Genomic DNA, 23,100 nt, shown 5'->3' on the forward strand with positions numbered 1-23,100 from the left:
TAAGGAGAGTCGTATAATGATGCGTATTATTTTGCTAGGTCCACCAGGCGCCGGTAAAGGCACCCAAGCTCAGTTCATCTCTAAAGAGTATGATATCCCGCAAATCTCAACGGGCGATATGCTGCGTGCAGCAATCAAAGAAGGCAGCGAGCTTGGCAAACAAGCCAAAGACGTGATGAACGCTGGTGGTTTGGTTTCTGATGATCTGATCATTAACCTCGTGCAAGAACGCATCGCTAAGCCTGATTGTGTCAATGGCTGTATTTTAGATGGTTTCCCGCGTACCATTCCACAAGCCCAAGCGCTTGCAGATGCCAACGTGACGATTGACCATGTGATTGAAATTAGCGTGCCTGATGACGAAATCGTTAAGCGTTTATCCGGTCGTCGTCAGCATGCGGGTTCGGGTCGTGTTTATCATATTGACCACAATCCACCTAAGCAAGAAGGTATTGACGATGTGACCGGTGAGCCATTGATTCAGCGTGAAGATGACAAAGAATCTACCATTCGTGACCGTCTCGCGACCTATCATGAGCAGACGTCAACCTTGGTTGGTTTCTATCAAGATAAAGCCAAAGAAGGCGGCGATGCGCCTAAATATGACAAATTCGATGGAACTCAAGGCATTGATGACGTTAAACAGCAAATTCTATCTGCGCTAAAAGGCTAATAGCTTTTTAGAGCTGCTGATAGAGCGTGCTTATTGACGGTTATATTAAAAACCCTGCTTTCGTAGCAGGGTTTTTTAATGAGTAAAGAATAATGAACAACATCAGCAAAAATACAAGTTATTAAAAATAAACTCTAAATAACGTCCATAAAAAAACCGCTTACTCGGATAAGTAAACGGCTTTCAGATATTAATAAGCTCATACTTTAGCAGGTTAAGACTTACGCGTTACCTTGCGCATCAACTTGTGCTTGCTGTTGGCTTTGCGCGTACGCTTGGTCAAAGTTGACTGGCGCAAGCAATAACTGCGGGAAGCTACCACGTGTGACGATGTCGCTGATGACTTCACGTGCATACGGGAACAACACGTTCGGGCAGTAAGCGCCTAGGATTTGACCGATTTGGTCTTCTGGGATATCTTTCAATAAGAAAATACCCGCTTGATGAACTTCGGCGATAAATGCCGCTTCTTCCGCGTTTTTAGCATTGACACTAACCGTCAGTACCACTTGGTAATGATCGTCATCCAATTTTTCTGCGTTGCTAGACAAATTGATATCAAGCTCAGGGTTCCACTCTTTGGTGAATACGCCCGCGCCTGGGACTTCAAGTGACATATCTTTTACATAAATACGTTCTAGTGCCAATTGTGGTTGTGCTTGTTCTTCAGCCATGGTAATTCCTTTAAAAGTTCATCAAATAATGGGGCAAATGGTCATTGTCATGAAATATCATTGTAATATAAATCGAGACTGAGTTTTGAAATTTCATCTCGATGTTTTTCAGCAGGATAATTTTTCGCAAGTCGCTTTATCTCTGCTACTGCCTATCTTCACATAAATAAAAACGGGCAGTAGAACAAGATAGCAAATTAACCCGCCAATAGCTCGTCAAGTTTGCCTTGTTGGTTCATTTGATTGAGCTCATCAAAACCGCCGACAAAGGTATCGCCGATGAAAATCTGTGGCACAGTACGATAGTTATTGGTTGTTTGCATCAATGCTTGGCGCTCTTCGCGACTCATATCATGCATACCGATTTCTTCGTAGTCAACGCCTTTATTCTTTAGCAATTGCTTGGCGTTTGAGCAGTATGGGCAGATAGGGGTGGTGTAAACTTTAACAGATACAGTCATGATAAATCCTTATTTATAAGTTTATAGAGCAATCGTTATAGGTGAGAGAATCGTATTATAAAAGTTGCTTATAGAGGCTGCAATCAAGTAAATCACAAGCCTATATTCTATTATGCTCACTATAAAGTGGGGATGGCACTGCTAAATTCAAGCAATGTTGACTGAAAAGCGCTGAGCGTATCATAACTGCCACATAAAAAAGACACCTATTAAAAAGGTGTCTTTTAGATTGGCCCTGCATGTTTACCAGCGCTGTATGAACTAACGCTTAATCTACTGCCTTACTTATGCAAACTTGGCTTAGCTTTGCCTTTGTTTTTAGGCTTAGCATCTTTTATCCCAACCAATGGCATACCAGCGCCTTGCCAGCCGCCAATACCGCCCTCTAAGCGATAAACACTGTCTTTACCAATCATCTGAATGGCTGCGCCTGCTTGCACGCCCATATCACAGATGATAATGACTGGCTGCTCAATCGCACGAATTTCTTCTAAGCGGTCTTTAAGCTCAGTGAAAGGTATGTTGCGGCTGCCTTGGATATAACCGGTCTCAAATTTCTTTTTGGCACGAATATCGATCAACTGCGCATTTTGCGAGTTAACCATCATACCCAGTGTATTGGGCGATATTTTTCTGCCACTACGTTTGTTTTCAATAGCAAAAAATAGCACGGCAAGTACGGCTAATATACCAAATAAAAACGGGTGGTTGCCCACAAATTCCAGCGCACGATCCAAACCATACCTCCAAAAAATAAGTGTTCGGCTAAACTGAGAAGACAGCCTAACGATATGAACAAGGCGCTATTATACCGATTAGACTAACCATAGTAAACGTGTGATGATCAACCTAGTGATTAACGTTTGATAAGGCAGTGATTAATAAAACACGGGTTAATAAGGCAATGATTAATAGGGTTTAGTATCCGCTTCTTCTCTTAGCGTCACAAGATTTTCAACACGGCGCTGTAGTACTTCACCATCCGCCACTGCTTGCCATAACGCGCAGCCTTTGCTGTTATGAGTATGGCGACAATCACGGAATTGGCAATCACCTGCCAGTGGTGCAAGCTCAACGAAACCTGAGATGATGTCATCAGGGGTTAAATGCCAAATGCCGTACTCGCGAATACCAGGGGTATCGACGATACCACCTTGGGTTAAGTCGTCTGGATTAAATGGTAATAGGCGACTGGTCGTGGTGGTATGCTGACCGAGCTTCGAGTTCTCAGAAATAATATTTACGCTCTGTGCCGATTCGGGTAGTAGAGCATTAATGAGGCTGCTTTTACCGACGCCAGATTGACCAGCAAAAATAACCAGCTTTTTATCAATGTAGCGTTTTAACTCATCCAGTCCTTCTTGCTCATCACTATCAGCGATATTTTCAGGACAATCAACTGAGGTCAGTACGCTCTCATAACCAAGCGCTGCATATTGTGCGAGTAGCTCATTGGTATCTACGCCGTTTTCTTGCGCCAGTAAATCGGCTTTATTGAGCACCAATAATGGCTTAACGCCAGCATGATGACAGACGACCAAATAGCGATCAATGAGAGTCGGCGCAGCGGCAGGTAGCGGCGCAAACACAATCGCCAAAATATCGACATTGGCGGCGACAGGTTTGAGCTTATGATAACGATCAGGACGCGAGACTAGAGAGGTACGTGGCTTGACCGACTCGATACGTCCAAAGCCGGTATTAGGATCAGCACTCCAGCGCACTTGATCGCCAGCAGCTAACATCGGTAAGTTGGTGCGCACATGACAGCGCCAAATATCGCCTAGCGCCAACGCCTGCCAAAACGGCTCAGGATCATCGGGCGCAATCTCCGGCTGCTCAGGTATCACTGCAGGCAAGCTGGTCACTTGCACTTCTAGCTGCTTGCCATAATGCGCCATGACCACGCCATCCATCAAACTGTCATCGATGCTGTCTTGACTGTCCAGCTGTTGTTTGTCGATGCGACGAATCTGCTGCTTAGTCAGTTTGCGTTGCCGGATTAATGCCATGGGTTGGGACCTATTAGAAAAATATTGCTCAGTGTAGCGTGAAAATTTGCTAACATACAGCCTAAAGCAACGCTGGCAGATAGTGGTTTTGTAATGTTTTAGATTTCTTTAGACATTATAGCTAGCAAAGCGCAAAAAATATTATTTGAGCATGACTATTTTATATAATTTCTTTAGTTAACATTGCTCCAAAGTTGTTCCAAACTTTATTGACCATAGGACAAGATATGAGTACCGATGACCATCCCAATAAGATTAAAATCAGGAACCAAGGTAAAAAAGGGCTGGTATGGATTGATTTAGAAATGACCGGACTTGATACCTTAAACGATGAGATTATCGAAATAGCCACCGTCGTCACTGATGAAGATTTAAACGTCCTTGCCGAAGGGCCTGTATTTGCCATTAAAGTATCAGATCAAGTGCTAAATAAAATGGATGACTGGAATACTAAGCAGCATGGCCAGTCAGGATTGGTTGACCGTGTGCGCCGTAGTACCGTGACATTGGCAGAAGCCGAAGCTGAGACTATTAAGTTTTTGAATAAGTGGGTTGATAGTGGTAAGTCGCCAATGTGCGGCAATTCCATTTGCCAAGATCGCCGCTTTATGGCGCGCCAAATGCCTGAGTTAGAGCGCTTTTTCCACTATCGCAACCTTGATGTGTCGTCGATTAAAGAGCTGTGCTTCCGCTGGCGTCCTGATATCTTAAAGAATTTTGAAAAAGGCGGTAGTCATTTAGCGTTAGATGATATTCGCGATTCTATTCGTGAGCTGAAACATTATCGTCAGCACTTTTTTAAATTGATGCCTTAGAGTTAAAGGTATTCTATAAGTTCGTAATGCTTTAGATGGTCAAAGAAAGGGTCTGTTATTTGAACAGACCCTTTTTTATTTAGCATGATATGCTTTAAACCAATATATTAAACTCAAATAGTCTAAATCCAGCATTATTGTTGCCGGCATTTTCATCTACTGTCACAGCGCCAATCACCGCACTGACTTTTTGCTGGCGTTTGTCGCTATCTAGCAATCGCCAATCACCAAGTACGTAGCGTATTTTGTCGTGGATGGTTTTATGAATATCTGGACGATGCGTATGCCCGTGTATTAAAGCATCACTATTTGTCACTGCTTGCATCACCGCATTTTCATTGACATCCATGATGTAAGCGGCTTTATTGGCATTATTCTGCTGACTCTTTTTACGCATTTTATCGGCGATAGCCAAGCGTTTTTCTAGCGATTTATTCAGCAAATAGCATTGGGTCAAACGGTTACGCATAATTTTTCGAAAAAACTGATATTTCTTATCATCAATGCATAATGCATCGCCGTGTTCTAAGCGATAATTTTGCTGTCCAATAGTTAAGGTATACGGCTCATAAATTAGCGCACCACCGAATAAGTTGCAAAATGGCTGACCCAACAAAAAATCACGGTTGCCATGCATAACCAAAATTTCACAACCTTCGATACGCAGCTTTTTTAATTTTACAATAAGCGGGGTTAGCCAATGTGTTGTGCGCTCATCTTCTGATAACGATAGGTACACGTCATCACCTAGCCATACCTCGAACCAATCGCCTAAGATAAACAAGCGCTTGAGCGACGGCAGAGCAAGGCAATCATCAAGCAGCGCCAAAAAAGCCTGCACTAAGGCAGGCTCTTCAGGCGATAAATGCAAATCGCTAATCAATACTTGCCGCACTTCATGAGGACGGGTGGTAATTAGGTGGTTGAAACTTTGCATTTATCCTTATCCTCGTAACTTTAAACAGTAACGACTCATAACTTTTACTGACTCATCGCTACTGAGTAATGGCTATTGAAGAATGACTACTTAGTGATGATGGTTGCTGAATTGATAACCACTGGCTCTTTTGGCACATCAGCATGCATGCCGAAACGACCAGTTGGTACGCCGCGCATTTTTTCGATGACGTCCATACCGCTTGTTACTTTACCAAATACCGTATAGCCCCAACCTTGCATGTTTTTGCCAGAATGGTTTAGGAAATCGTTGTCTTTAACGTTAATGAAAAACTGGCTGGTTGCTGAATGCGGATCTTGCGTACGCGCCATTGCAATCGTACCTTTGTCATTCTTTAAGCCGTTATCAGCTTCGTTTTCAACTGGCGCATTGGTCGCTTTTTCATTCATCTCAGCGTCCATTCCGCCGCCTTGAATCATAAAGCCGTCAATGATGCGATGGAAAATCGTACCGTCATAATGACCGGATTTTACATAGTTTAAAAAGTTTTCTACCGTTTTTGGCGCTTTTTCTTCATTAAGTTCGATAACGATCGCACCCATATTGGTGTCTAATTCTACTACTGGTGGCATGTCTACCATGTGATGTTCCTTTTTGATTGCAGCGCCTAAAATGACGCTGTTAAGTGGTGATTAAAAAGTTGGTGGTTAAAAAGTTATGGCTAGTCTAACGGCTTTTTTATCCCGTGTCATGTATCAGGCTGTTAATGCCTTTGCAAAAGCTGATAGAATAACGCAACTTTACCTTTTTATTATAATTTTTGATAACCTGTTTTAATGGTTTGGTTTGAATTTTCCATGCTGCGTGATGTCACGCCGTGTGAACTGACAATTTGCGTTAGGAGCAATGCCCGATGAGTGAGCACTCAAGCAACAATGCACAAAAAGACGAACAAAAAAACGATTTTATTCGTAATATCATTCGTGACGATGTCAAGGCGCAAAAATATCCACAAATTGTGACACGCTTTCCACCTGAGCCAAACGGCTACTTGCATTTAGGTCATGTTAAATCCATCTGCCTAAACTTTGGCGTGGCTGAAGAGTTTGGCGGTGTTTGTAATTTGCGCTTTGATGACACCAATCCAACGGCAGAAAAGCAAGACTACATCGATAACATTAAGAACGATGTGAGATGGCTGGGATTTGAGTGGGCAGGAGAGGCACACTATGCGTCAGGCTACTTTGACCAGCTTCATGCTTGGGCAGTGCAGTTGATTGAGCAGGGCAATGCGTATGTAGACTTGCAGTCGCCTGAGCAGATTAAAGAAAACCGTGGCTCATTTAACGAAGCAGGCACGCCGTCACCACATCGTGATGCCAGTGTCGAAGAAAATCTGCAACTTTTTGATGATATGAAAAATGGCAAGTTTGCGGAAGGTAAAGCCGTTTTGCGCGCCAAAATTGATATGGCAAGCCCAAACATGAACATGCGCGACCCTGTTATCTACCGTGTTATGCATCAAGCCCATCATCAAACCGGCGATAAATGGTGTATTTATCCCATGTATGACTTTGCGCATCCTCTTTCTGATGCAATTGAGGGCATCACGCATTCGTTATGTACGCTAGAGTTTGAAGACCATCGTCCATTCTATGATTGGGCAGTAGAAAAAGTTGGCTTTGATGTACCGCCACATCAGTATGAGTTCTCTCGTCTAAATGTCGACCATACCATGACCAGTAAGCGCAAATTAAAGCAGCTGGTGGATGAAAATATCGTCAGCGGTTGGGATGATCCGCGTATGCCGACGATTGCTGGCATGCGTCGCCGTGGTTACACGCCAGAAGGTTTACGTGACTTCTGTGAGCGCGTGGGCGTGACCAAAGTAGATAGTGTCGTCGATTTTCGCTTATTAGAATTTAGTATTCGTCAGTCGTTAGAGACAACGACGGCGCGTGGTATGGCAGTGCTAAAGCCATTAAAAGTGACGATTACCAACTTTGCCGAAGCGGTCAGCAGTTGGGAAACGGAGAAAGCGGATAGCGTTACTGCGCGTTTTGATGATGAGTCGCAAACTTTATGGCTGACGCAGCCTAACCATCCTAATGTCGATATGGGTGAGCGTGAAATCCCTTTCACTGAAACCTTGTATATTGACCAAGGCGATTATGAGATTGAGCCACCAGCAGGTTATAAGCGTTTATCACCAGAAAAGAATGAGATTCGCCTGCGTAATACTTATGTATTGGCAGTGACTGAGCATATCTTAGATGACGCTGGTAATGTGGTTGAGCTAAAAGCGACGATTGATTCGGCGACACTGGGCAACAACCCTGAAGGTCGCAAGGTTAAGGGCGTTATTCATTGGGTATCAGCCAGCCAAGGCGTACCCGCCACCGTGCGTATGTATGAGCAGTTATTTAGTGCTGAAGACCCAAGTAGCGTCGCTGACGTCCATCAAGCACTAAATCCTAACTCATTGATTGAGCTGCAAGCGGTAGTTGAGCCGTCACTTGCTAATAGCGATGCGGGTACGCGCTTCCAGTTTGAGCGTGAAGGTTACTTTATCTCTGATAGTGAAGATCATAGCAGTGATAAGCCCGTCTTTAACCAAATTGTTAGCCTACGTGACAGCTATAAACCTGCTTAATTGATAAAGTTTAGCACCGCTAATGTTTATTTAAGATGTTACTGAACAATAGTAGTTTGCAAGCTTGCCCATTTCTAGTACGCTAGGGATGGGCTTTTTTGTGAATAATTATAAATTTTAATCGTAAGGTTTAAGGGTGCAATCATGGCAAAGTTTTTGAACAGTAGCGGTACAACCTATCATTTAGAAGAACTGATTAAAAATGCGTCTGATAGGCTGATTATTATTAGCCCTTATCTCAAACTAAATGATCGTATTAAAGAGCTGTTAGAAGATCGGAATCGCTTAAAAATTGATATTCGTATCGTTTATGGTAAGAATGATTTACAACCTGAAGAAATCAACTGGCTCAAAAATCTGACTTTTATTCGTACCAGCTTTTGTAAAAATCTCCATGCGAAATGCTACTTGAACGAAAATGAGTGCATTATTACCAGTTTGAATCTTTATGAGTTTAGTCAGGTGAATAATAATGAAATGGGCGTGCTGATTTACCGTAATGAAGATGCCAAGCTTTATGCCGATACTTATGAAGAAGCCCAGCGAATTATTCGTATTAGTGACGAAGTCAGAATGTCACTTGAAAAAATAGTTGAAACTAATATTAGTGTTGATAACAACCTCACTTCTGAGATTGCTTCTCAAGTCTCCACTGCAACTAATTCTGCTAAACCTGCAAATGCAGCAACGCCTAATTATTCTAAGCTAACGACGGCGAAGCTTGCCAAAGAACTGGGCTTTAAGACGCAGGAATTAAATGATAAATTACTGGCAGTGGGTTACTTACAAGAGCAAGAAGGGGAGCTGTTATTAACAGATGCTGGGCGTGCCGCAGGTGGTACCAGTAAGCGCGGTAAATTTGGCGAGTTTTGTCTGTGGGATTCAGGAATGGTCGTTTAATCACCGTATAAATGGATAATAAGTCATCACTAGGACAATAATAATGTTAAATATGATTGCCGGTCAAAAAGCCAAGTTTACTGATGTTGGCATTACGCAGCAGTTTACCTTGATTAAAGAGCTAACAGCGGACGCTACCGTGATAGATGTGACATGCTTTGGACTAGATGGACAGCAGAAACTGGTAAGCGATGATTATATGACATTTTATAATCAGCCAAAAACGCCCTGTGGCGCTATCAGTTGGCAATCAACCGCGAGTCAGCAGCGCTTTGATATTGATCTCAGTAAATTACCAAATTCCGTAGATTATTTGGTGTTGACGGCGACTATTGATGGTCAATCGACCATGCGAGAACTTGGCACTAGTCATGTCATGTTGGAGCAAGCAGGGCAGATACTTGCAAAGTATACGTTTGATGGCAGTGCATTTGATAATGAGCGCGCCATTATGCTGTTACAAGTTTATCGTAAAAATGATGTTTGGCGTATTAATGCTATTGGACAAGGTTTTAATGGTGGCTTGAGTGCTTTGGTCACTCATTTCGGTGGTGAAGTGGCTGACGATGAGGCAGCACACAAGCAGTTAGAAGAGAATAAAGCCACTCAAGCGAAGAATGATTTTGCCCATAATCCAAATAGTCCATCAACATCTCAGCCTTTTAATCTAAAAAAAGTAACGCTTGATAAACCGGGTAGTGAACATCGAATCGATCTTACTAAAAGTAGCAACGATCATTTAGTGGTGGAAGCTATATGGATAGATAATGGCGATGCCAGCGCTAGTAATGATGATTTGGATTTGCGCGTCGGCATACTCGCGCAGAACAGTAAGGATATGAGCTATATTCATGCGCCAGAGCAGATTGGCAGTTTGACGACTATGCCTTATATACAACATCAGGGTGATATAAAGGTTGCCAGTCTCAATGAGCCTGGCAAAGAGACGGTTTTGGTCAATCCTGATATCGCTAAATACTACGGTGGCAAAGTCGCGTTGGTATTCTCAGTCTATTCTGCGGTATCAAACGGCGCCGTTTCTATTGCCTCTCTACAGCCTAAAATGCGCATGAAATATCAGGATCAGGTGATAGAATGTGTCTTTAATATCAAAGCATCTCCCAAAGCCAAAAGCAGTTTTGTTTATACCTATGTGATTGGTATAGCGATTATCGATGAGGATGGTATTACCTTGCAGCATTCAGGAGAGACGAGCAAACGTGGCAGCGAAGCGACACCAAGATTGACATGGAAAGGGGATAAGGTGGGATTAAAAATTGATGGTGCAGCCATGTTTAAGTTGAGCTAATATAAGTTGCTGATTAAAGTATATGTATTAATCTATGCTGTAGATTATTAATGTAATCATCATATAATCTAACTGCTTAATTAATCATCGCATTTAGTCTTCTTAACCCAAAATGGAATAACTGCATTACAATCCGTCACAAGACATTCATAACCAGTTTGTTAAGATAAAGTGAGTTTTTTGCTGATATGCTTGGTAGGAATTTTGACCACTGAGCATGTCGTTGATAATAATAGAGCGCGTCGGTAGCATTCGATAGTAGCGCTCATCACAATCATAAATAAGGAATCAAGCATGGCACATTTACGTTTAGGCGATACCGCACCGAATTTCGACGCAACCACTACTGAAGGTGATATCAATTTCCATGAATGGGCGGGCGATAACTGGGTGGTTTTCTTCTCACATCCAGCAGATTTTACCCCAGTATGTACCACTGAGCTTGGTCGTGCTGCTGCGCTAAATGGCGAGTTCCAAAAGCGCGGTGTGAAGCCAATTTGTATCTCTGTTGATGGTATCGATGACCACCATGCATGGGCAAAAGATATCGGCGAGACTCAAGGTACTGAGCTAAACTTCCCAATCATCGCTGACCCTAATAAAGAAGTCGCTGAGCTGTATGACATGATGCATCCAAATGCAGACAGCACGCATACCGTACGTAGCGTCTTTATTATTGATCCAAGCAAGAAAATCCGCTTAACATTGACTTATCCTGCTAGCTGTGGTCGTAACTTTGACGAAATCATTCGCGTGATTGACGCTATTCAATTGGCGGATGAATATAACATCGCAACGCCAGTAGATTGGAAAGATGGTGATGATGTAATCATTCCACCAAGCGTTAAAAACGAAGATATCGCTGCCAAATATCCAAAAGGTTACACAGAAATTAAGCCTTATTTACGTACTACACCTGCGCCTAACAAATAAATAAAGGGTAGTTGTAATTGATTAAAAATGAAAAGCTCTATAACTTAAGGTTATAGGGCTTTGTATTTTTCAGTTTTTACTTTTTCCCTTCTTATCAAAACAGTAAGCTTGAGAAGGTTTTGCTATGATAAGTAGCGTAAGCTACAACTGTTATATAGCGCATTGACAACCTTATCCATACGCTATTATACAAGAATCATAATAAAATATATCAGCGCTGAGTCGCTTTTGAGATCACCTTACAAGGAGTTTGCCATGAAAAAACTATACGTCACCCGTACTGCCCCCAATCCGCGTAAAGCGCTTATTTTATTGGCTTCAAAAGGCATCGATGTGGATGATATGGATGACCTCGATGTGATCGATATTGATTTTGCTGCCAATGAGCAGATGTCCGATGAGTTTACCAAAATAAATCCTATGCAAACCGTACCGGTTTTAACATTAGATGATGGTACGGTACTCAATGACTCACAAGCCGTGTGCGAATATCTAGACCGTGTCTATGGTGAGCGCTCGGTCATGGGTAATGATGTGGTTCAACGTGCGCAAGTATGTTCTATGCGCCGCATTGCTGAGTTTGAAGTGCTGTATAATTTTATGCTCGCTTTTCAGCACAGTCATCCCTCTAAAGCCCAGCGGGTTGAACAAGTGCCAGAGTTTGTGGCGCCATCTATCGCTCGCGCTGTTAAAGCATTGCCCTATTTCGAAAATGCCTTAAAAGGTCATGATTACTTAGTGGGCGATCAATTAAGTTTTGCAGATATTGTGCTGTATCTTGGCTTGGATTTTGGCAAAATACTCAAGGTTAACCCGAATGAGCAAGGCGAAAATCTGGCGCGTTTTTATCAAATGATGAACGAACGTTTTAGCATAAAAAATATGGCAAAAGCCAAACCTGCTCATGAAAGTGATTAAAATCTTGCAAATCTAGAAGTGAATACAGCTTATAGCCTTGAGTAGCCGATATGATTCTTAGCTACCCAAGGCTTTTTTAATCCAATGCTTTAATCAGAAAAATTAACAATAACAGTTACTATCGATATATAAAATTAAACACTTCGTTACAATCATAACAATCATCGGCGCTATAGTGGTCAAATTATGAACACTTTATGAAAATAGATATAATCACTCCTTGTCTTGTCAAAAGTGGATTATTAAAAGGGTTTAACCACAAGGTATGACGGTCATGACATCATCTTTCACAACGCTATCTTTCATCACCTCATTTTCTAGATTTGCGCTATTGCCAAGTATCTTAGCAGCAAGTTTGGCCTTGAGTGCTTGTCAAAATAATTCTGTGCCGAATGAAAATGGCGTACAAGAAGAGGGGGCTAATACGACCACTAACGCAGCCAATAATAGTGATAGTACGTCTGATGCTACTATAGAAAATGATACAACTAAGGTAGATAAGATGAGCGTTGAAGAACAGATGATAGACAACCTTTCACGTTATCGTTGGACACTGATATCCGCAACCGATAAAGCTGCACAGCCATTAAATATGCTGCTAGATATTAAAGACCAAGTGCGCTTATCTTTTAGCCAATATCAAGGCGAGAATACCTTAAGCTATAGTGTTGGCTGCAATACCATGAGCGCGGCTTACCAATTGCAAGGTCATACTTTTACTATTGAAGACGGTATGAGTACTAAAATGTCATGCGGTGAACTTGATAAGGCTGAAAATAATTTAAGTCAGCTGATGCAAGGTGAGAGTCAATTAACGTTAGTGACAGATAGTAGTTCTAAAAATGACGATTCTAAAAACGATAGACCTAAAGATGTAAATCCTAAGAGTGATAAGCCAATATTGACCCAAGTCACTAGCGATGCGGCAACGTTAGTTTGGGAAGGTAAGCTTACTCCACAAGCCAAATATAATAGTAGAGGGGAAACCGTATTTTGGGCAATAAACGCTAAGAAAATAGCGTGTGCTCATAATAGCTTAGAGATGTGTTTACAAGTAAAACCGATTACTTATGATGACCAAGGTATTAAAAGCAGTGAAGGTAAGTGGGCAGCATTTACAGGTGAAATTGATGGTTATCAGCATGATGGCATGCATAATGAAGTGCTGCGTTTACAGCGTTACCCATTAGATGACAAAGAGAAAGCAGAAGAAGGCGAAGAGTATGCCTATGTGTTGGATGCGGTGATTGAGAGTGCCGTAGCAGAATAGGTTGATTAATCGTTGTTATTATTATAGTGAAGCGATAGATAAATAGCTTAGAGGGTTGAAAAAAACACGCGCCGTTTGGACGCGTGTTTTTTTATGGTGGCTTGCCTAACTGCTTTAACGCAAATTGCCTAAGTCTTCTTCTGTCAAACGCCAGCGACCTTTTTTCTTAGAGCCACCACGTCCGCGCATTGAGCTATTGAGCAGAATCTTGTTCATAGAGTGACTTGAGTGCGCGTGACAAATGGCGCAGGCAAGACCATCAGCGGCGTCTTGTTGTGGCACGACATCTAAAGACAAGATGCGGCAGACCATTTCTTGCACTTGCTCTTTTGCCGCTGCACCATAGCCGCAAACGGCTTGTTTGATTTGGCGTGCCGTATATTCTGATACTTCCAAATCCAAGGCGACCATGGCAGCAATGGCTGCACCACGTGCTTGCCCAAGTTTAAGCGCTGAGTCCGGATTTTCTGCCATAAATACTTGTTCAATCGCGGTATAAATGGGCTCGTCGGCATATTTTAAATGATGCTGCGTGATACGCGTTAAGCCATTAAAAATACGTTTTAGGCGCTCAGGCATTTCTTTGGTATCCGTACGAATGGTACCTGCGTCTATATACGTCAGTTTGTCACCCGTTTGTTGAACAATGCCATAACCGGTCATGCGCGAACCCGGATCAATCCCGATAATAATTGCCATAGTATTCCGTCTTGCTTACATTTTGTTTTATGGCTTAAAAATCAGCCTTAAGTTTGATAGTATAGCAATCAATCCCCATATACATCATATGTTAGCCATTTTAATTTGCATGGCGCTTAATTTTTTAGATTTTATCTTATAGGACGACACTTTATGGGTCAGATAGTTGGTATTGCCATCGTTTGGTTTATTATCGAGATGCTACTGTGGTATTTGCTTGCTCAATTTATGAGCGGTTGGTGGGTGTTTATGTGGTTTATTATCGCCGCAGTTATCGGTATATCGCTCATGCGTAAAGGTATGGCAGCACTCAATCCAATGGCACAGCAGATGAAGGCGGGCGGCATGATGAATCCTGCGATGCGTCCACAAGAATCAACCATGATTAAAAGTGTCGCCATGGCAGCCGCGGGTATCCTGCTGCTCATTCCGGGTGTATTGAGTGATTTATTAGCATTGTTGGTGATATTGCCGCCAGTGCAGAAAAAGCTCAAAGACTTTGCCAATAATTATGTCATGAATAATCAGCAAAAAATGATGGAAATGATGGCTAAGCAGATGGGTGGACAAATGGGCGGCGGACAAAATCCTTTCGGTGGTATTGGCGGCATGGGCGGTCAAAACCCATTTGGCGGCGCAGGTGGTATGAATAACCAGAACCCATTTGGTCAGCAACAGCAAAACCCATTCGGCGATGTGTTTAAACAGCATACCACCGTTGATGGTACCGCAAAGACCATTCCGAAAGATGTGAAAAAAATCACCAAGTCTGCCAATGATGAATAATTGATTTATCGATAAGTAAGTAGGTAATTAAACATAAGAAAAGCCCCTTTCGTCAATGACAAAAGGGGCTTTTGATCGTTAAATACTATTTTTATAAAGTTAAGGTTTATAAACAGAATAGCTAATAACTGAATGAAACAACCGAAGTGCCGCCGTAAGATGGTGACCCATGAACCGTGAAGTTCAGGGCGGATGCGTCACTGCCTCTGCAGGTTTCCTGAGACACCGCAAGCGGTGCAGGCATACACAATGAAGCAATAGGTACCACATCCTGGTAAAGCATTATCGGCTCAGGGAATAAACATCTACTAGCCAACACTTCAGAATATAATTATCTTAACCAATGGCTTGAATGATTGCAAGTACGATTTACAGATTACTACGTAGGTGTAGTTATTAGCATTATTGATGTTGAGTTTTAAGCGCACTTTCTATCAGATAAAGGTGCTTAAAACCTTTAATGACGAGCTTAAAGGGGCGATTTTTCAGCTATTTGGAGATGTGTGGTAATATAGAGGGCTTTAAACACCCTAATATAGCATTATAAGCGTTCATTCACTTGAGGAGCGGTAATCCATGACCCATAACCAGCCACAATCAGAATTTATCGACGATAGTCAGGCCCAGCTCAATAATAAACACAATAGCGAGCAAAATAAAAAAGTGCCGCATGTCTTAATGATATTAGATGGTTTTGGGCACCGTGAAGATGACAAGGATAATGCGATTGCTGCCGCCAATATGCCAAACCTGGATAAGATTTATCAACAATATCCGCATGGGTTAATATCTGCTTCAGGAGAAGATGTTGGTCTGCCGGATGGTCAGTTTGGTAACTCAGAGGTTGGGCATATGAATTTGGGCGCGGGTCGCGTTCTTTACCAAGATTCAACCCGTATCTCAAGTGAAGTGGCCAATCGCGAGTTTTATAAAAACGAAGCCTTGGTAAATGCAGTAAAAGCTGCCAATAAATTGGGCGGCAACGTTCATATTATGGGGCTATTATCAGATGGCGGCGTTCATTCGCATCAAGACCATATCGAAGCGATGTGTCATTCAGCATTGGTGCACGGTGCCAAAAACGTCTTTGTTCATTGCTTCTTAGACGGCCGTGATACGCCTCCAAAGTCTGCTGATAAGTATATCAATCGCTTACGGGAGCATATTGGGAAACTCAACGCCCATTACGAAGGTGGTCGCGTACAGATTGCCAGTATCATCGGGCGCTACTATGCGATGGATCGTGACAATCGCTGGGATCGCGTCCAAAAAGCCTATGAGCTTATCACCGAAGGTAAAGCCGATCGCTTAGCGACGCGTGCAGATGGTGCGGTACAAGCTGCTTATAAAGCACGCGAAACCGATGAGTTTATCAATCCGACAATCGTTATTGGTCGCGATGAGGTGCCATATACCGTTGATGATAATGATGCGCTTATCTTTATGAACTTCCGTGCCGATCGTGCCCGTGAGCTTGCGCAAGCCTTTGTACTTCCAGACCATGAATTTTCGGGTTTTGCTCGTCATAAACAGCCAAAGCTTGCGGCCTTTGTAATGTTGACTAAGTACTCCGACGTTTTAGCAGACAATCCAAAAACCAGTATTGCTTATTATCCAACTTCATTAACCAATACCCTTGGTGAGTATTTGCAGGATAAAGGTAAAACCCAGCTACGTATCGCCGAAACTGAAAAATATGCGCATGTGACGTTTTTCTTTAGTGGTGGCCGTGAGGAAGAGTATAAAGGCGAGACACGTATCTTAATCCCATCTCCCGATGTCGCGACTTATGATTTAAAGCCAGAAATGAGCGCACCTGAAGTGACGGATGAATTGGTGGCTGCCATTGAGTCAGGTAAATATGATGTGTTAGTGGTCAACTATGCCAATGGTGATATGGTTGGGCATACCGGTATCTTTGATGCGGCTGTTAAAGCGGTAGAGGCATTGGATGTATGCATTGGTCGCGTAGAGACAGCAGTACGTGCCGCTGGCGGCGACATGCTCATTACAGCTGACCATGGAAACTGTGAGCAGATGCAAGATTACGACAGCGGACAGGTACATACGCAGCACACCACGGAACATGTTCCATTGATTTATATTGGCGAGCAATCAGTAAAAGTGCGTAGTGGCGGTAAGCTCAGTGATATTGCCCCAACTATTTTAGCGTTGATGAATATTGAGCAACCAACTGAGATGACTGGTGAAAATCTATTGGTTCCAGCATCACAAGCCAGTCATATAATATAGCCCGTTCAAAATAAAACCGATATGTTAATAGTTAGGAGCGACCAGTATAAATTTTTCTGGCTTGCTGCTATCACAGAGGCTATAAAAAATTCATTCCCAGTCTAACTGTAGCGGTTTTAAAGTGAATTCACTATAGTTGATTTTTAGTCGCGTATTAGTGTGGCAGAGCATTACGCAAAAGGGCAGGATATTGATTATCCTGCCCTTTTTTAGGTTCTATTTTCGGTTTTTCGGTGCCTTGTTTTTGATACATTTCGCCTAAGTTACTTGCAATACTATCCTAGTCTTCAATAGCGGCTTAGTGTTATTTTAAAAGATATTGTTATTGAAAGACATTTGTCATTAATAATCCTATAATCATGAATATCCATATAATAACGTGATACTTCTAACAAAGTGATAAAAATAATAACCAAACCAATTTTTTTTGAGTGATTTTCTTTATGCGTCCTATTAGCTCCTTATCCTTATTGATGTTTAAAAGATTGTACAATCCAATGACGACATTATTGATGAGTTCTAACTCTCTTAGCTTTAAATTCTCTCTTAGCTTTAAATTTATGAGTTCGCAGTTATTAAAGCCAGCTATTCTCACAGGCTTATTGGGTTTAAGCGTTGTGAACATGTCTGCGCAAGCGGCTACTAACAATAATGGGAAAATAAATAATAAGGGCAAGAACCCTACCGCAAGTTTGCAATTAATCAGTCTAAATACAGATGATGTACCACTTGACGATGGTGCAGATTATTTGTCAGATATCGCGGATATGCTGGAATCTGCGGATCAAGTTGATGACTCAATAGATGCGGTGGCCGATGAAAGTGCGTTAAGTAATGGCTCAGATGCCATAGATACTGATATTCCAGATGAAGTTGCGCAGGTATCATTAAATGCCATCTCTCCTGAAACATTGAAGACCTTTGTTGCAGTGGTTGATTTGGTGCGCCGCGAATATGTAGATGCGGTGAATGATGAAGAATTATTTAACAATGCTATGAGCGGTATGTTGACCAAGCTTGATAGCCATGCCGAATTTTTGGATGCAGAGGCTTATGAAAATCTACGTGCTTTTACAGAAGGAGACGTCGGTGATATCGGTATCAAGGTGCAGTATCAGCCAAAGGAAGGCTATTGGGTGATTACTGAGGTGATTGATGGCTCACCTGCCGATAAAAAAGGCATTGCCGTTGGAGATTATTTGCATCAAGTGGATGAATTTAAGCTTGGTGAAGAAGAAGAAAGTAACGATATTGATCAGCTCTTAACCGGGATTGCTGGCACGCAAGTGGATGTGGTGACGTCAAAAGCAGGTCGCCGTAAACATACCACGACTTTACAGCGTAATAACAATCATCCGCAAATTATTGAGACACGGCTTGTCGATGGTATGGCAATTATCAGATTACCGGCGTTTCAAAATAACAGTCGTGAGAAATTACTACAAAGTTTGATTGATTTAGATGCACCCGTCACCGCAGTATTATTGGACATGCGTGACAATCCGGGCGGCGTGTTGGCATCGGCTGTGAGCGTTGCCAGCTTGTTTATGACCGATACCGACGTGGTACAAGTCAAGGGTCGCCAAAGTGACTCGAGGACGCTATCGACTCAAGGCCCAGCGTTATTAGAAGCGTTACCAGTAATGGTTTTGCAAAATCGTTATTCAGCCTCAGCCGCGGAGGTATTAGCCAGTAGTTTGCAAGCGCAAAAGCGCGCTACTATTTTAGGCGAGGTCAGCTATGGTAAAGGCTCAGTACAGTCCGTCATCCCGCTCAATGATGAGCAAGCGGTCAAGCTGACGGTTGCCAACTATATGACCGCACTGGGTAAAAAGATAGATGGGGTTGGGGTGGAGCCTGATGTGACTTTGCTGGGTAATGAGAGCACATGGGAACACCAGGCACTTGATTTACTCAGACAGCAGGCGCTGCCTTCAGGTATTCGCTTTGTACGCAAGGCGCAAGCAGAAAATAACGCCCATTATGATGAAAAAGCTACTAAAAATGAAGCTACTAAAAATAAAGTTGCTCAAAAAAATACGCTCATTAAGCATGTTGTTGAAAAACCAACTGCTAAAGATAAGCTTTAAGTTAGGCTTATCTTTAGTTTAGGCAGAGCGCTAACATGACCTATGATTACGATTCAAACTGATCTTCAGCGATCTCTAGCTTGGTCATGCGATAGCGCAAAGAACGAAAAGTTGTGCCCAACAATTCAGCAGCTTGAGTTTTATTCCAACCTGTTTGCTTAAGAGCTGTAATAATAAGCCGTCTTTCCTGTTCTTGCAGATAATGCTCTAACCCTTGGGCGGGTAATTGACCAGCGGCAATATCTTCTGTATTTACTGCCTTACTTAAAGCCTCTTGCTCATCAGCTTGATTGGTTAATGGCTCTGACACCCCTCTATCTACTGAGTTGTCAGTTGATTCTACGGTACTAGCTGCTGAGCGCGTGCTCATCGAAGGATAATGCTGAGTAGTAGTGCGGTAGGGATGCAAATTAGTCTTTGCTTGTTGGATAGTTGGCTGAGGATCGTCTTTAGCTTGAATCTCCGATGGTTCTGTGTCCTTTACCTCTATGCTTTCTTTTATTGATTCTTGTACTATTTTCTCATTTTTATCTGAAAGAGAAGCGTTAGAGAGGGTCGCTTTATTGTCACTAATATTTTGGCTTACAGATGTTATCACTTCTTGGTGACGATCAAAATCAGGCAAACCTAAATGACTTGCATCGATAGTGGACGTTTCCGCTAAGGTTATCGCCCGTTCGAGGACGTTGCGTAACTCACGAACATTACCAGCAAAGTCATGATGTTGCAGGCGAGCGCAAGCATCATCAGTCAGCAAAGGCAGCGACTCCAATTGCCATTCATCGGCAATTAATGCTAAAAAGTGCTTGGCTAATACAGGGATGTCATCACGCCGCGCGTTAAGCGTCGGCAGTTTAAGCTCAATAACATTAATACGGTAATATAAATCTTGGCGAAAATTTCCCGCTTGTACCAGTTGGTTCAAGTCTTTGTGCGTCGCCGATAATATACGAATATCAACCGGTAACTCTTTAGTGTCACCGATTGCGCGCACGGTTTTCTCTTGAATAGCACGCAGTAATTTGACCTGCATCGCCAATGGCAAGTCGGCTACTTCATCTAAAAAGAGGGTGCCACCATTGGCTTGTTGAAAAAGCCCTTGTTTATCGGCGACAGCGCCCGTAAAGCTACCTTTCTTATGACCAAAGAACTCTGACTCCATTAACTCTGAGGGTATTGCTCCGCAGTTGACAGCCACAAAGCTGCCATCTCGGCGCGGGCTTAAGTCATGAATCAAGCGCGCAACCACTTCTTTACCCGTGCCTGAGGCCCCTGATAAAAAAACGGGTGCTTGTGAACGAGCCAACTTTAAAATTGTATTCTTTAGCGGGTGCATCACGGCTGAGTCGCCAATGAGGCGGCTATCCAGCATTTTCTGCTCAGGTGAGCGCTCAGGAGTGGATTTTGCGGCGTTATCTTGATGAATAACCTTGAGTGCGCTCTCGACCAATTGACGCAAACGCGGCAGCTCAAGCGGTTTATTAACGAAATCAAAAGCGCCTAGCTTTAACGCTTCAATCGCCAAATCCATACTGCCGTGTGCAGTGATAACCGCAATGGGCGTCGTTGAACTGGCGCTAATGTGCTTAACCAACTCCAATCCTGAACCGTCAGGTAGTTTTAAATCGGTTAAACAAAAATCATAGTCATTTTCCTGCCAATAGGATTTGGCTTGTGACAAAGTATAGGCCACATCACTTTTGATGCCCATCTTGGTTAGCGTGATTTGCATTAAGCGGCATAGATCTACTTCGTCATCAACGACTAGCGCGGTTGTGGTCATACATCATCTCATTGTCTTCAAGTACTGCAAAAATATTAAAAAATAATCGTATCAAGGTTTATAGAGCATAAATAGTAGGGTTTATGAAACGCTTGTATGTTTTCAATTATGATGAAAACGTTTCCTCTATGCCATGATTAGCTTCATTTTGAATAGCAGGCGCAATCAAGCGAAAGCAGGTTTTTTTATGTTCAGCAATATAAAGCAGGCGCGCATGATTGGCCTCACAAAATGCCTGTGATAAATATAATCCTAGACCTGTGCCAGCCTTGTCAGTGGTGAAAAAAGGATTAAACAAATGGGTTAAATCCGCAGTGCTAACGCCCGTACCATCATCTAACACATCAATTATAACATCGTTATCTGCACAATAAATCTCGATTTCCACAATAGCATGAGGGTGAGCATAGCTGCTATGACGTAAACCATTGTTAATCAAATTGATAAGAACCTGCTCTAACTGATGAATGTCAAACGAGATCGTCGGCTGCGTATTGACGCGTAAAAAAACATCATGACCTTGAAAGTAATTGTCTAAAAATACTGGCATCCAATCAGCAAGGACAATCATTTGCTGATTGGCGGTCTGCTGACGAGACAGCTTTAAAACATCTTCAATAATGCGATTGACGCGTTTGGTTTGCATAAAGATCATTTTATAAAGTTCATGGTTGCCCGCCATTGCATCAGTTTCGCTTACATCGTTATTTGTTGTCTGGCTCTCTTCAATATCTTCTATTAATAACTGGCTGGCTTGGGAAATAGCTGCTAAGGGATTTCTTATTTCATGAGCAATACTGGCGGTCAGTTGCCCTAAAGACGCCAGTTTTAATTGCTGGGCACTGGCTTGTTCACGGCGTAAATCCTCTAGCAGAATCAGCTTGCTGTCATCTTTTAAAGGGATAATTTCGACACGCAGCTTACCGACGACTGAAGCATTGGCAACGGCTGGTAACTCATAAATAAAAGTGCGAGATTGTCCAGCCTCCACCGACAGACAGGCGTCAAGCAGTTGCAGATGTTGTGCGCGCAGCAGCAGCGGAAAATCAGACACGGGTTTATTATTATGACTTGTATCAATAGCCTCTGTCGCCGCTAGCGGGGAAGGATTTGGAATGCTGAGCAGTTGATGAGCCGCAAGGTTGGCTAAAACAACATGTTTACCGTCAATAACGATGACGCCATTAACCATTTGCGTAATGACTTCTTGATTAATGACGTTTAAGCGTTCGACTTCCTTAGCGTGGCTCGCCGCTACTTTTTCAACTTGTACCAAACGCTGCGAGATAGACCAACTTAAGCCTCCAACTGCCAAAAAGCTGGCAGACATCAGTAGCGCGTCACCCAAATTTGCCAAACTCATGCTATTGGCAATGGCATAAAAAAACTGTTGGTAGATAACAAAGATAATCGCAAGCAAGGTAATGATAAGCGCTTGAGAGCTGTGCAAGAGCATAAAGCTTGCAGCGACCACCACCATATACAGCATGGTCAACTGCAAGTCGGGCGCACCAGCGGTATAGAGCAGTAAGCTTAAAATAATGACATCTACCCCTAAGCCAAAAGCCAGCTGTCGCCGTAGATGCTTCGTCACCACATAAAACAAACCAAGCAAAATCAGGCTTAACAGGACATAAAAACTGAGTGCGGTTTGTTGCAAAAAGCTTGGCAATGATGAGCCATCGCTAGAGCGAACCGTGATATAGACCATCAGCATAGAAAACAGGCTAACGACGAAGCGATAGCTGCTATAGATCAAACCCAACCTACGCAGTTGCGGCAAAGGCAAAGTATCATCGCGCTGTAAATAATCCGTAATGGCCGTTATAACGCTAATAGTAGATTTCTCATGTTGCTCATGTTGCTTAGATTTTGACGATGGCACAGGCTTTAGAGATTTCATAGGCTTTAAAGTTTTCACGGGCTCTAAAGCCTTTATAAGTTGAGCGTAATAGAAGGAGAGGTGCTTAATG

Annotated in this window: 20 protein-coding genes and 1 other RNA gene; 11 read left to right on the forward strand and 10 right to left on the reverse strand. The window is 42.7% G+C overall.

What is annotated here, in order from left to right; translation table 11 throughout:
• Positions 1–16 precede the first annotated feature (16 nt).
• Positions 17–673, forward strand: a complete 657-nt coding sequence (gene adk, locus FQ084_RS01965) for an adenylate kinase (protein WP_149488953.1) — start codon at positions 17–19, stop codon at positions 671–673.
• A gap of 221 nt (positions 674–894) precedes the next feature.
• Here the strand turns inward: adk and secB are convergent, their stop codons facing one another.
• The 4 genes from secB to rsgA all read right to left on the reverse strand — a co-directional run bounded on the left by secB (position 895) and on the right by rsgA (position 3,820).
• Positions 895–1,347 (reverse strand): protein-export chaperone SecB, encoded by a 453-nt coding sequence (gene secB, locus FQ084_RS01970; RefSeq protein ID WP_149488954.1) that lies wholly within the window; start codon positions 1,345–1,347, stop codon positions 895–897.
• A 197-nt stretch (positions 1,348–1,544) separates the two neighbouring features.
• A complete protein-coding gene (gene grxC, locus FQ084_RS01975) occupies positions 1,545–1,808 on the reverse strand; it encodes a glutaredoxin 3 (RefSeq protein ID WP_149488955.1) in 264 nt (87 codons plus the stop codon).
• A 281-nt stretch (positions 1,809–2,089) separates the two neighbouring features.
• A complete protein-coding gene (locus FQ084_RS01980; protein ID WP_149488956.1) occupies positions 2,090–2,545 on the reverse strand; it encodes a rhodanese-like domain-containing protein in 456 nt (151 codons plus the stop codon).
• A 171-nt stretch (positions 2,546–2,716) separates the two neighbouring features.
• Entirely contained in the window at positions 2,717–3,820 is a 1,104-nt protein-coding gene (gene rsgA / locus FQ084_RS01985) for a ribosome small subunit-dependent GTPase A (RefSeq protein WP_149488957.1), read from the reverse strand.
• A gap of 227 nt (positions 3,821–4,047) precedes the next feature.
• On the opposite strand from rsgA, the gene orn reads away from it, so the two are divergent.
• The gene (gene orn / locus FQ084_RS01990) at positions 4,048–4,635 is read left to right on the forward strand and encodes an oligoribonuclease (RefSeq protein ID WP_149488958.1); all 588 of its coding nucleotides are present in this window, start codon (positions 4,048–4,050) and stop codon (positions 4,633–4,635) included.
• A gap of 94 nt (positions 4,636–4,729) precedes the next feature.
• On the opposite strand, the gene FQ084_RS01995 is transcribed toward orn, so the two are convergent.
• Positions 4,730–5,572, reverse strand: coding sequence for a UDP-2,3-diacylglucosamine diphosphatase (locus tag FQ084_RS01995; protein ID WP_149488959.1), 843 nt, complete (start codon positions 5,570–5,572; stop codon positions 4,730–4,732).
• Between the two features lie 86 nt (positions 5,573–5,658).
• On the reverse strand, positions 5,659–6,174 hold the full coding sequence (locus tag FQ084_RS02000; RefSeq protein ID WP_149488960.1) for a peptidylprolyl isomerase: 516 nt from the start codon (positions 6,172–6,174) through the stop codon (positions 5,659–5,661).
• Between the two features lie 272 nt (positions 6,175–6,446).
• Between FQ084_RS02000 and FQ084_RS02005 the strand changes: the two genes are divergently transcribed.
• The 6 genes from FQ084_RS02005 to FQ084_RS02030 all read left to right on the forward strand — a co-directional run bounded on the left by FQ084_RS02005 (position 6,447) and on the right by FQ084_RS02030 (position 13,516).
• Positions 6,447–8,186, forward strand: a complete 1,740-nt coding sequence (locus FQ084_RS02005; RefSeq protein ID WP_149488961.1) for a glutamine--tRNA ligase/YqeY domain fusion protein — start codon at positions 6,447–6,449, stop codon at positions 8,184–8,186.
• Between the two features lie 144 nt (positions 8,187–8,330).
• Positions 8,331–9,086 (forward strand): phospholipase D family protein, encoded by a 756-nt coding sequence (locus FQ084_RS02010; RefSeq protein ID WP_149488962.1) that lies wholly within the window; start codon positions 8,331–8,333, stop codon positions 9,084–9,086.
• Between the two features lie 43 nt (positions 9,087–9,129).
• Entirely contained in the window at positions 9,130–10,395 is a 1,266-nt protein-coding gene (locus FQ084_RS02015; RefSeq protein ID WP_149488963.1) for a TerD family protein, read from the forward strand.
• A gap of 294 nt (positions 10,396–10,689) precedes the next feature.
• Positions 10,690–11,328 (forward strand): peroxiredoxin, encoded by a 639-nt coding sequence (locus FQ084_RS02020; protein ID WP_149488964.1) that lies wholly within the window; start codon positions 10,690–10,692, stop codon positions 11,326–11,328.
• A gap of 255 nt (positions 11,329–11,583) precedes the next feature.
• Positions 11,584–12,246, forward strand: coding sequence for a glutathione S-transferase family protein (locus FQ084_RS02025; protein ID WP_149488965.1), 663 nt, complete (start codon positions 11,584–11,586; stop codon positions 12,244–12,246).
• Positions 12,247–12,520: 274 nt separating this feature from the next.
• Positions 12,521–13,516, forward strand: coding sequence for an META domain-containing protein (locus FQ084_RS02030; RefSeq protein WP_149488966.1), 996 nt, complete (start codon positions 12,521–12,523; stop codon positions 13,514–13,516).
• Between the two features lie 114 nt (positions 13,517–13,630).
• On the opposite strand, the gene ruvC is transcribed toward FQ084_RS02030, so the two are convergent.
• Positions 13,631–14,215, reverse strand: coding sequence for a crossover junction endodeoxyribonuclease RuvC (gene ruvC / locus FQ084_RS02035; protein WP_149488967.1), 585 nt, complete (start codon positions 14,213–14,215; stop codon positions 13,631–13,633).
• Between the two features lie 153 nt (positions 14,216–14,368).
• Between ruvC and FQ084_RS02040 the strand changes: the two genes are divergently transcribed.
• Positions 14,369–15,001, forward strand: coding sequence for an FxsA family protein (locus tag FQ084_RS02040; protein WP_149488968.1), 633 nt, complete (start codon positions 14,369–14,371; stop codon positions 14,999–15,001).
• A gap of 134 nt (positions 15,002–15,135) precedes the next feature.
• On the opposite strand, the gene ssrS is transcribed toward FQ084_RS02040, so the two are convergent.
• Positions 15,136–15,331, reverse strand: a non-coding RNA gene (gene ssrS / locus FQ084_RS02045) — 6S RNA.
• A gap of 246 nt (positions 15,332–15,577) precedes the next feature.
• On the opposite strand from ssrS, the gene gpmI reads away from it, so the two are divergent.
• Positions 15,578–17,254, forward strand: a complete 1,677-nt coding sequence (gene gpmI, locus FQ084_RS02050; RefSeq protein ID WP_149488969.1) for a 2,3-bisphosphoglycerate-independent phosphoglycerate mutase — start codon at positions 15,578–15,580, stop codon at positions 17,252–17,254.
• A 560-nt stretch (positions 17,255–17,814) separates the two neighbouring features.
• Positions 17,815–19,344, forward strand: coding sequence for a S41 family peptidase (locus FQ084_RS02055; protein WP_262880624.1), 1,530 nt, complete (start codon positions 17,815–17,817; stop codon positions 19,342–19,344).
• A gap of 46 nt (positions 19,345–19,390) precedes the next feature.
• Here FQ084_RS02055 and FQ084_RS13420 read toward each other — a convergent pair whose 3' ends face one another.
• Positions 19,391–21,127, reverse strand: coding sequence for a sigma-54-dependent transcriptional regulator (locus FQ084_RS13420; protein ID WP_149488970.1), 1,737 nt, complete (start codon positions 21,125–21,127; stop codon positions 19,391–19,393).
• A 106-nt stretch (positions 21,128–21,233) separates the two neighbouring features.
• Positions 21,234–23,048: a sensor histidine kinase gene (locus tag FQ084_RS02065; RefSeq protein WP_262880625.1), complete on the reverse strand. Its 1,815-nt coding sequence runs from the start codon at positions 23,046–23,048 to the stop codon at positions 21,234–21,236.
• Positions 23,049–23,100 lie beyond the last annotated feature (52 nt).

Source organism: Psychrobacter sp. ANT_WB68, from assembly GCF_008369115.1.
Classification (GTDB): domain Bacteria; phylum Pseudomonadota; class Gammaproteobacteria; order Pseudomonadales; family Moraxellaceae; genus Psychrobacter.